This is a genomic window from Ruoffia sp. FAM 26254, from assembly GCF_045528545.1.
Lineage (GTDB): Bacteria > Bacillota > Bacilli > Lactobacillales > Aerococcaceae > Ruoffia > Ruoffia halotolerans.
In genome coordinates this window covers 1-11,019 of record NZ_JBGQQY010000018.1, presented here as the reverse complement: position 1 = coordinate 11,019, position 11,019 = coordinate 1, and the positions used below count along the sequence as shown (strand labels likewise).

General features: G+C 36.1%; 9 protein-coding genes and 1 pseudogene. All 10 read right to left on the bottom strand.

The window, feature by feature from the left end:
• Positions 1-7: 7 nt before the first annotated feature.
• A complete protein-coding gene (queA, locus tag ACEN3Z_RS06090) occupies positions 8-1,042 on the bottom strand; it encodes a tRNA preQ1(34) S-adenosylmethionine ribosyltransferase-isomerase QueA (RefSeq protein ID WP_407090104.1) in 1,035 nt (344 codons plus the stop codon).
• A gap of 1 nt (position 1,043) precedes the next feature.
• Positions 1,044-2,066, bottom strand: a complete 1,023-nt coding sequence (gene ruvB, locus ACEN3Z_RS06085) for a Holliday junction branch migration DNA helicase RuvB (protein ID WP_407090102.1) — start codon at positions 2,064-2,066, stop codon at positions 1,044-1,046.
• 15 nt (positions 2,067-2,081) lie between these two features.
• Complete coding sequence (ruvA, locus tag ACEN3Z_RS06080; RefSeq protein WP_407090101.1) at positions 2,082-2,681, bottom strand: Holliday junction branch migration protein RuvA; 600 nt, start codon at positions 2,679-2,681, stop codon at positions 2,082-2,084.
• Positions 2,682-2,688: 7 nt separating this feature from the next.
• On the bottom strand, positions 2,689-3,126 hold the full coding sequence (msrB, locus tag ACEN3Z_RS06075) for a peptide-methionine (R)-S-oxide reductase MsrB (protein ID WP_407090100.1): 438 nt from the start codon (positions 3,124-3,126) through the stop codon (positions 2,689-2,691).
• Between the two features lie 11 nt (positions 3,127-3,137).
• Positions 3,138-3,578, bottom strand: a complete 441-nt coding sequence (gene msrB / locus ACEN3Z_RS06070) for a peptide-methionine (R)-S-oxide reductase MsrB (RefSeq protein ID WP_407090099.1) — start codon at positions 3,576-3,578, stop codon at positions 3,138-3,140.
• Positions 3,575-5,509: a DNA mismatch repair endonuclease MutL gene (gene mutL, locus ACEN3Z_RS06065; RefSeq protein ID WP_407090098.1), complete on the bottom strand. Its 1,935-nt coding sequence runs from the start codon at positions 5,507-5,509 to the stop codon at positions 3,575-3,577. Before mutL ends, msrB (ACEN3Z_RS06070) begins: the two co-directional genes overlap by 4 nt.
• Positions 5,510-5,530: 21 nt before the next feature.
• Positions 5,531-8,107 carry a DNA mismatch repair protein MutS gene (gene mutS / locus ACEN3Z_RS06060; RefSeq protein WP_407090097.1) on the bottom strand — a complete coding sequence of 859 codons (2,577 nt, stop codon included), beginning with the start codon at positions 8,105-8,107 and terminating at the stop codon, positions 5,531-5,533.
• A gap of 10 nt (positions 8,108-8,117) precedes the next feature.
• Positions 8,118-8,900, bottom strand: coding sequence for a TIGR00282 family metallophosphoesterase (locus ACEN3Z_RS06055; RefSeq protein ID WP_407090096.1), 783 nt, complete (start codon positions 8,898-8,900; stop codon positions 8,118-8,120).
• A gap of 184 nt (positions 8,901-9,084) precedes the next feature.
• The gene (gene rny / locus ACEN3Z_RS06050; protein WP_407090095.1) at positions 9,085-10,644 is read right to left on the bottom strand and encodes a ribonuclease Y; all 1,560 of its coding nucleotides are present in this window, start codon (positions 10,642-10,644) and stop codon (positions 9,085-9,087) included.
• 257 nt (positions 10,645-10,901) lie between these two features.
• A pseudogene (locus ACEN3Z_RS06045) lies at positions 10,902-11,019 on the bottom strand (IS30 family transposase); the annotation flags it as partial.

The window sequence follows — 11,019 nt, the reverse complement described above, 5'->3', positions numbered from 1 at the left end:
AATTTACTTACAAAATTAACATTGCATCTCCAAAACTAAAGAATCGATACTCATTGTCTACAGCATGTCTATAAGCTTGCAGTATTCTTTCTCGGTTATAGAATGCACTAACTAACATCACTAACGTTGATTGAGGTAAGTGGAAGTTCGTTATTAAATGATCCACTGCTTTAAATTCATAACCAGGTGTAATAAAGATTGATGTCCAACCTGAACCTGCTTTAATTTCTCCGTTATTATCATTTGCAATTGTTTCTAGGGTTCTAACAGAAGTTGTTCCAACTGCTACAATTTTTCCGCCATTATCTTTAATTTTGTTAATGCGCTCAGCACTTTGAGCACTTAAGTTATAAAACTCAGAATGCATTTCATGTTCTTCTAGATTTTCAACAGACACTGGTCTAAATGTTCCTAAACCTACATGCAGTGTTAGTGGAATAATTTCAATTCCTTTTTCTTTTGCTTGTTGAAACAACTCATTTGTAAAATGTAAACCGGCTGTTGGTGCAGCTGCCGAACCATTTTCTTTTGCATAAACCGTTTGATAACGCTCTGGATCTTCGAGTCTTTCTTTAATATATGGTGGGAGCGGCATTTGACCTAATGTCTCCAATATTTCTAAAAAGACACCTTCGTATTCAAATTCAATGATTCGCCCACCATGCTCTAATTCTTCTTTAACTACTGCGCGAAGTTGAGCTTCTTTACCAAATTCGATGACCGTTCCTACTTTGGCTCGACGCGCGTGTTTAACTAACACTTCCCACTCATTACCTTGAGTATTATTTAATAGTAATACTTCTAGATGTCCACCGGTATCTGGTTTTACACCAAAGATGCGTGCTGGAATTACTCGCGTTTCATTGACTACTAAAGCATCTCCAGGATTTACATAATCTAGGATATGTTTAAAATCTGTGTCTTCCAAGGTATCGTCTTCTCTATTAAGAACTAAGAGACGCGAAGCGCTTCGGTCTTCTAGGGGTGTTTGAGCGATTAAATGCTCTGGTAATTCATAATCAAAATCTTTTGTCGTTAACATTTTATTCCTCTTTCGTTTCCATCCATGGGTAGCCTAAGTGTTCATATGTCTTTTTAGTTGCTACTCGGCCTCTGGGTGTTCTTTGGATAAAGCCATTCTGTAATAAGTAAGGCTCATACATATCAATGACTGTCTCTGTATCTTCACTGATGTTTATCGCAATCGTACTTAGCCCAACCGGACCACCATCATACAATTCAATCATTGTTGATAGTAATTTTCGGTCTACGCCATCTAAACCGTACTCATCAATATCAAGAATTTGCAGAGATTCGTCTGTTACTGATTGAGTTATTCTTCCATTACTTTTAACTTGTGCAAAATCTCGCACACGTCTTAGCAATCGATTCGCAATTCGGGGAGTTCCTCGGCTCCTTAAAGCAATTTCTTGCGCGCCATGGTCATCAATCTCAATTTGGAAAACATTTGCTGTTCGATTAACAATTGCTTTTAAATCCTCTGTATTATAGTATTCCAAATGAGACACAATCCCAAATCGGTCTCTTAAAGGTTGTGAAAGCATTCCTGCTCTCGTTGTTGCCCCTATCAGTGTGAACGGTGGCAATTCAAAGTGGATAGGCTGACTTGCTGATCCTTGCCCAATGACGATATCAACAAAATAATCTTCCATCGCAGAATACAATACTTCTTCAATTATACGAGGAAGACGATGAATCTCGTCGATAAAGAGAACGTCGCCTGGATTTAGTTCATTCAATATCGCTAATAAATCCCCAGGTCTTTCTATGGCTGGACCACTCGTTGTTTGTATTCCAACTTCTAACTCATTTGCAATAATCATTGCTAATGTTGTTTTACCTAAGCCTGGAGGGCCATAAACTAAAATATGGTCTAATGCTTCTTCACGCATTTTAGCTGCTTGTAAATAGACTGACAATTCTTTTTTTAATTTGTCTTGACCAATATAATCTTTAAGTAATTTAGGTCGAAGCAGTAATTGTTCTTGCATTTCTTCTGCTTCATTTAACGGTTCGTTTTGTAAAATACGGTCTTCATGACTCATACTCTGCCCTCCTTGTTAGTTTTTAATTAATAATTTGAAGGCATAACTCAAGCCGTCTTGGGTTGAGTTAAATTGCTCAGCCTTTATTGCTTTCTCAACACGTTTAATTTCACGTTGCGAGTAACCAAGACCTTCGAGTGCTTCGATGACTTTCTCATTAATCTCATCTGATGCACTTGTGCTTTGTGATGTGTCACTCTTAGCTACTTCAGAGGCAAAGTCTAATTGCCCTCTTAGGTCTAGTACCATTTGTTGGGCAGTCTTTTTACCCACACCTGGAAATTTCGTTAAATACTGGCTATCTCCCGATTCAATCGCTTGAATTAACCCATCATGATCATCTAAAGCTAAGATAGATAAAGCACTTTTAGGTCCAATCCCGGATACTTTATTTAATTTATGGAATAATTGTTTTTCGTTGGCATCGTAAAAACCGTATAAAGTCATCGAATCTTCTCGAGTGACTAACTCAACTTGACATTGAACGGTTTGACTTAAGTAGTCTTGCCAACGAAAAGGATTGGCTGTAATAATTTTATAGCCAATCCCATTCACATTAATAACAATATATTGTGGCGTAACAGAGTGTAATATTCCTTCTATAAATTCATACATAGTCTAATTACTCCACTTGGCTTTTATATTCACTGTAGCCCGCTTCATCCATTTCCTCAAAAGGAATGAATTTTAATGAAGCTGAGTTAATACAATAACGTAAGCCACCTTGATCTTGTGGTCCATCGTTAAATACATGTCCTAGATGTGAATCAGCATCGGTACTTCTCACTTCAGTTCTAACCATCCCATGACTTAAATCGGTATTTTCGACAATATTTGTCTTCGTGATTGGTTGTGAGAAAGATGGCCATCCGCAACCCGCATCATACTTAGTACTACTTAAGAATAAAGGTTCACCACTTACGATATCTACGTAAATGCCTTTTTCATAAAAGTCATCATACTCTCCCGTGAAAGGTCTTTCTGTTCCTTCGTTTTGTGTTACTTGATATTGAGTTTCATTTAAATTTTTAATTTGTTCTTGATAATCTAATTTAGCCATTATACTCACTCCTATTTTACATATTTAAGATATTCGCTATATCCTTTTTCTGCCATCTCTTCTTCAGGAATAAATCTTAATGCCGCTGAGTTAATGCAATAGCGCAGGCCACCCAATTCCTCTATCCCATCTGGAAATACATGACCTAAGTGTGAATCGGCATCGGAACTGCGGATTTCAGTACGTTTACGGTTCAAGCTGAAATCATCATGTTCAGTAACAAATGATTCTTCAATTGGCTGTGAAAATGATGGCCAACCACAACCCGCATCATACTTATCTGAACTTGAGAATAACGGTTTTCCACTGACAATATCGACATATATACCTTTTTCATAGAAATCATCGTATTCTCCAGTGAACGGACGCTCCGTCGCACTTTCTTGTGTCACATTATACTGTAATTCATTTAATTTTTTAATATTTTCATTGGATTTTTCTGCTTTACTCATCTAAATACCCCTCTCTCGTGTGTATCTTGGATTCGTTTGAATAGTTTTTCTAATGTGTTGTGATCAAATTCGACAAATACAGGACGGCCATGTGGACAATGGTATGGATCTTCTAATCCATCTAGTCCATGAATTAAAGCAATTGCTTGTTTATCATCTAAATAATGATTCGCTTTAATCGCGCCCCGACAACTTTGCATAATAATTGACCGTTCTTTTAATTCTTGAACTGTCAGATTCGGTTGCTTATTCAAAAGTTCTACTAAATCCGTTACTAATCCTTCGACCTCTTCATAATACAACCAATCCGGATAACTTTCCAACTTATAGCTTGTAGGCCCCATCAATTCCAAATAAAGACCTAATTTCTCGAATTGATTTTCTAATTCGCTAATGATCTCCATTTCACTTGTCGTAAAATTGATGATAATTGGCATAAGTAGCTGTTGTTGGATAGTAACATCGACCTCTTCGTTCATTAAGTCTTCATAACGGATGCGTTCTTGAGCCGCATGTTGGTCAATTAAATAAAATCCAGTCTCATTTTCTGCGATTAAATAGGTCCCATGAATTTGACCGACATATCTTAAACTGTAAAAGTCTAAGGAATATCGTTTGCTTTCTTCTACAGGTTGCTTGTTTGTTGTTGAAGAATCGAAGTCATTTGTTTGAATTGTTTCGTTCGTTGGTTCACTTCGCTGATAGATTACATCAGTTGGTTCTCCAATGGAACCACTTCGATTTGTGCCATTATTATTGAGCGCATGTTGCAATTGTTCTTTATAATCCATCGGTTTCGCTTCGGATTCTGTGTTTTGAACCCAGTCCGGTTCGATATTTGTTGGCGGTGCTTTTTGCGAAAAGTTAAACTGAACTGGATTATAATTTGTATTGTTTCTATTAACATTGGGCAAATCACTTTCTTCTAAAGAAGGAATTGGATTGACTACATCTAACGTTTGGTGCACCGCTTGTGTAATTAACTCACTTAATTCATCTTCCTTACTTAAACGTAACGTTTGTTTCGTTGGATGCACATTCACATCCACCAGTCTTGGGTCGAGTTGAATTCGAATAATAGCGATGGGATAACGCCCAATCATCAATTGTCTACCATACGCTTTAATTAACACTTCATCTAACATATAACTCTTCACTGAACGACCATTAATAATCCAATGGATATATTGTTTGCTCGTACGAGTTAAGGTCGGTTTAGATATAAATCCATTGATTGAAAAATCATCCGATTCGCTTTGGATTGAAATTAAATCTCTTGCAAATGCAGGTTGATACACACTCGCAATCACTTGTTGGAGATTACCGTTTCCATGACTGGCGAAAATCTCTTGACCATTGTGGGTCAGTTTAAACCGAATAGCAGGATAGGCTAAAGCAATATTTTGTATGAATTTCAAGGAATGACTTAATTCTGTCTTGATTGTCTTTAAATGCTTAAGACGGGCTGGTGTATTGTAGAATAAACTATTCACTTCAACCGTTGTACCAATTTTTGCTTGAGTCAATCCTTCTTCAATGATTTTAGACCCTTCTATCTCAATAAAATGTCTACTATCGTCATCTTCTGTCATTGACTCGACACGAACCTTACTTACAGAACCAATACTTGCTAGAGCTTCTCCACGGAAACCTAAGGAATTGATATTGAATAAATCTGTTGATTCATATATCTTACTTGTTGCATGTGCCATAAACGCCATTGGCAAGTCTTCGGCAATAATCCCTTTACCGTTATCGGTCACTTTAATTTTTTGAATACCTGCTTCGATTAATTCAACAATAATTTGTGTACTTTCAGCATCTATGGCATTCTCCACTAATTCTTTTACTACCGAGGCTGGTCGTTCAACGACTTCCCCTGCAGCAATTTGATTCGCCAAAAAGTCAGGCATTTGCTTAATAATTCCCACTATATCACCTCCAACAATATACTATAGTTCTTGATTCCATTCGTAAAGTTTTTGCATTGCTTCGATGGGAGTCATTTGATTAATATTAAGTGAACGTAAATCATCCACAATTGATTGAATATTATCTGGTACCACTTCTTGAATGACTTCAGCTTCTCGTTCAGCAAATAAATCTAATTGAACTGCTCCAGATTCACGTAAGTTTTTCGCATTGGTTTCGAGTTCGAATAGAATTTCTTGACTCTCCTCTAAGACTCTTTCAGGTAAACCTGCTAACTTAGCCACATGAATCCCATAACTTTTATCTGCCGGTCCATCAAGAACTTTATGTAAGAATATCAAGTTTCCATCGTATTCTTGGGCACCGACATGAATATTTTTCACTTCATCAATGGTTTTATCCAATTCAGTCAGTTCATGATAGTGAGTTGAGAAGATAGTCAACGCTTTGACGTTTTTAGCAATGTATTTAATAATTGCTTCAGCCAAGGCCATCCCATCGAAGGTCGCTGTTCCTCGTCCTATCTCATCAAATAAAAGTAAACTATTCTCTGTCGCTTCTTCCAAGGCCACATTCGTCTCCATCATCTCAACCATGAATGTACTTTGACCACTTGTCGTGTCATCTGAACTTCCAATACGTGTAAAGATTTTATCTACGATTGGTAGTTTTGCACGTTTAGCCGGAACAAAACAGCCGATTTGATTTAAAATAACACAAAATGCAATTTGACGCATAAATGTACTTTTGCCTGACATGTTTGGCCCAGTTAGTAAAAATAAAGATCGATCATCATCAGCGGATAAAGAATTAGGCACAAAATTGGCTTTTCCAATTAAACTTTCGACAACTGGGTGTCGTGAATCTTCTAATTCAATTCTTTTAGCTTCATGGGTTAATTCCGCACGAACATAGTCTTCAGACTCACTAATATTAGCGAAGTTGACTAGTACGTCTAATGTAGCTACTTCATGAGCTAGCTCTTGTAAGTCGCTCACATATTTTGCTACGTGTTCTCTCAGTGCAATAAATAAATCATACTCTAAAGACGTTGATTTCTCTTGGGCACCGAGAATAGTCGCTTCAATTTCTTTCAATTCTTCAGTAATATATCGCTCAGCATTCGTCAACGTTTGTTTACGAATATAGCGGTCATCATTAAAGTTTGCTGCTTGGAGTCGGCTAATTTCAATATAATAGCCAAATACTTTATTGTAACCCACTTTTAACGTTTTAAGACCTGTCTGTTCGCGCTCTCTTTTTTGTAGCTCTGAGAGCCATTTTTGTCCGTTTTCCAAGGCATCTCTATATGTATCTAATTGTTCATTGACCTTATCTTTTATAATATTTCCTTCAGTGATTGAAATGGGAGGATCATCCACTAATACTGAATCGACGTATTCTAATAATGATTTATATTCATCTAATAATTTAAATGGCGTAGTATTGACATCATGAGCTAAATGATTGTTAATGACTTCTAATATTTTATTGATTCTAGGAATGCCTTGCAATGAATTACGTAATTGATTTAAATCACGTGCAGTTGCATTCCCTAAACTAATCTTTGTTATAAGTCGTTCTAAATCATAGATTTGGCTCAAACTGTCCATTAAGTCTACACGCTCAAAATAAAAACCCATTAAGTTTTCAACCTTTTGATGTCGATCAGTTAAATCATTCATATCTAGCAAGGGTTTGTCTAACCATTGATGTAATTTTCGGCCGCCCATGGCTGTTTTAGTTTTATCAATTAAGTCGAGTAAGGAACCTTTTTTCTTTTGTGAACGCAATGAGCGAGTCAATTCTAATTGTGACTTCGCATAATAGTTCATTTGCATATAAGAACTGAGTTCGTAACGTTCAACTTCCTTTATATGTTCTAAATTAGTAATATAAATACTTTCCAAATAGCCATAAAGCATATTTAAGTTTATTAATTCATCCTTTGTTGGTTCAGCTATCTTCCATGAATGTGTTATTTCATGGTTACTTTCGAATAAAGTAAAGAAACTACCTAAATGTTGTTTTAATTTCTCTAATAATTCGCTATCAATCTTGGAATCAATGATCACCTCTGAAGGATTAATCCCTTTGACTTCATTGACTAATTGATTCCAAATAGTCGTTTTGGTCAAATATAATTCCCCCGTTGAGATATCAATGTAGCTTAAATAATAGCCATTATCACCGATATGGATACATGCAAGATAATTGTTCTCTTTTGTTGGTATCGCATCATCTTCAAGAATTGTCCCGGGTGTCACCACTCTGACGACTTCTCTTTTGACCATACCTTTTGCTTGCTTAGGGTCTTCCATTTGTTCACAAATCGCAACTTTATAACCGGCTTCAATTAAGCGTTTTATATACTCTGTTGAAGAATGATACGGAACCCCACACATAGGTATCGGATTATCAGCATTTTTATTTCTGGATGTTAAAGTGATTTCTAATATTTTCGATGCTTGGATTGCGTCCTCATGAAATAACTCATAAAAATCACCTAACCGATAAAATAAAAACGCATCCGGATAACTTTCTTTAATCTTTAAATATTGTTCCATCATTGGCGTTTGTTTCGTCTTTTTTGCCATTTATATCTTCCTATCTAATTTGCTGATATATTGTTTTAATTGATTTTGCTAATCCTGTTGACGAATTGATATCGATGACAACTGCACTAATAACAGCTTCATTCGAAATTTCTTGTTCTAAGCGCGTTGGCAATTGGCTTGTAAAACGCCGAATGGAATCCTCTTTACGGAAACCAATCACACTATTTAAAGCACCTGTCATGCCGACATCTGATATATAAGCGGTTCCCTGTGGCAGGACTCTGCCATCATTTGTTTGAACATGTGTATGCGTTCCTACAAGTGCAGAGATTTGCCCATCAAATAAAAAGCCCATCGCTTGTTTTTCACTCGTTGTTTCACCATGAAAATCAATAAAAATATGGTTTGTTCTTTTCTTAACCGATTCAATTAACGGCTTCAAGTAATTAAATGCATCAAGTGAAGGCTTCATAAATACATTCCCTATGACATTAATAATAGCCAATTCCATATCATTCACTCTAACATAGTGAACACCTTTACCTGGAGTTCCTTCTGGCATATTGACTGGGCGCACTAAACACTTTGCGTCTGAAATAAATTCGTAAATATTTCGGTTATCAAAAGCGTGATTTCCTAGTGTAATCGCATCTACTCCTGATGACATTAGCCATTTATAGAGTGTTTCTGTAATTCCATGCCCGTCTGCAATGTTTTCACCATTTGCTATCGTAACTTGTGGTTTGTGTTCTTGTTTCAGTTGAGTTAAATATTTTTTTATTGCCTCTTGCCCACTTACTCCAACAATGTCGCCTATAAATAATATTTTCATGCAAGTCCTCTTTCCAGTTAATCTTACCTAGTATCATATCAATATTTTCATGTAAAATAAAGTCGACAGAATGATCCGACTTCATCTGATTGTTGCATTATATTTATCTTATTTAGCTTTTTAAAATTACTTTAATACCCAAAAAAATAAACCACGAGCATTAACGCTCGTAGTTTTAACTCAATTATTTGGCATATTCGACAGATCTTGTTTCGCGAATTACCGTTACTTTAATGTTTCCTGGATAATTCATTTCAGACTCAACACGTTTTCGAATGTCATGAGCCACTTTAGCCGCTTGTGCGTCATTGATTTTGTCTGGTCTAACTGCTACTCTGACTTCTCGTCCAGCTTGAATTGCATAAGCTTGAGAGACTCCATCAAAACTTGTTGAAATTTCTTCCAATTGTTCAAGTCGACGTATATAATTCTCAAGTGATTCACTTCTAGCACCAGGTCTTGCTGCAGAAAATGCATCTGCTAAAGCAACTAACACTGATATCATTGAAGTTGGTTGAGTATCTCCATGATGGGAAGCAATTGCGTTAATAATAACGTCTGATTCTTTATAACGTTTTGCAATCTCTGTCCCAATCTCAACGTGTGTACCTTCGATTTCATTATCTAATGCTTTACCTAAATCATGTAATAAACCAGCTCGTTTAGCTACGACAACGTCTTCACCTAACTCACCCGCCATATAGCTCGTTAATTTAGCTACTTCGATGGAATGTTTTAGGACGTTTTGACCATAACTAGTTCGATAAGCTAATCGACCAATGATTTTAATCAAGTCTGGATGCAGTGAATGAATGCCTAATTCAAATGTAGCTTCTTCACCGACTTCTCGAATTTTTTCATCGACTTCTTTTCTAGCTCTTTCAACCATTTCTTCAATTCGAGCAGGATGAATTCGTCCATCTTGGATTAATTTTTCTAAAGCAATTTTTGCAATTTGGCGTCGAATTGGATCAAATCCACTTAATACGACAGTATCTGGTGTATCATCAATAATTAAATCGATACCAGTTAAGCTTTCGAATGTTCGAATATTTCTACCTTCTCTACCTATAATACGACCTTTCATATCGTCGTTAGGTAATTGAACAACACTCACTGAATTGTCAGTGACAATATCGGTGGATGTTCTTTGAATTGCTTGTAGTATAATATTTTTCGCATTACGGTCTGCTTCGTCTTTAGCTTGTTGCTCTGCATCACGAACCATTATTGCTATGTCTTGAGCTAAACCATCTTTTGTTTCGTCAATAATTAACTCTCTTGCATCGTCTCGAGACAATGCTGCGACACGTTCTAATTCATCTTTTTGTTGTTGAATTATTTCATTCACTCTTGCTTCTTTATCAGTAACACTTTGTAGTCGTTTGTTCAAATCATCTTCTTTAGATTCAATATTTAATTCTCTTTTGTCTAAATTATTACCTTTTTGATCTAAATTTTCTTCTTTTTGAATTAAACGATTCTCGGATCTACTGACTTCATTGCGACGCTCTTTTAATTCCGCCTCAATCTCATTACGGTACTTTAGATTTTCTTCCTTCGCTTCGAATAGCGCTTCTCGTTTAAGATTTTGAGCTTGTTTAATTGCATCGTCAACAATGACTTCAGCATTTGCTTTCGCACCCTCAATACGTTTATTGTCTGACACTTTTTTGATTAAAAAGCCGATTATAATTCCAACTATTAAAGCAACGATCGCGAAGGCGATTGACATAAAGTCCATATGAGTCACCTCCTGATCTATGTAATTTTAAAGTATTCATTTTAGTGTTAAAATTAAGTAAAATAAATAGTGTGCAACCACACATACTATCATATGACTATTTTGTTAATTAGTCAATCAATCACAATTATAAAATATAGATAATTTCAAATTATTTTCTAATAGAAATCTCGGAGTAGGTGCTCAGGTCTATGAATGCTTAACTTTGAAGCTACCTGATGTAAATCGCTTACTATATTTTTTAGTTTTTTGATTTGTCAAATTAAGCTAGACAAAACTGCTTCATCTAAGTAACTCAAAAATACTTCCAACGGTGTTCGGTAGTGTAAGGATTTCCGTGGAATCGTGTTCCGTTTGTGTGCAATCGATGACACA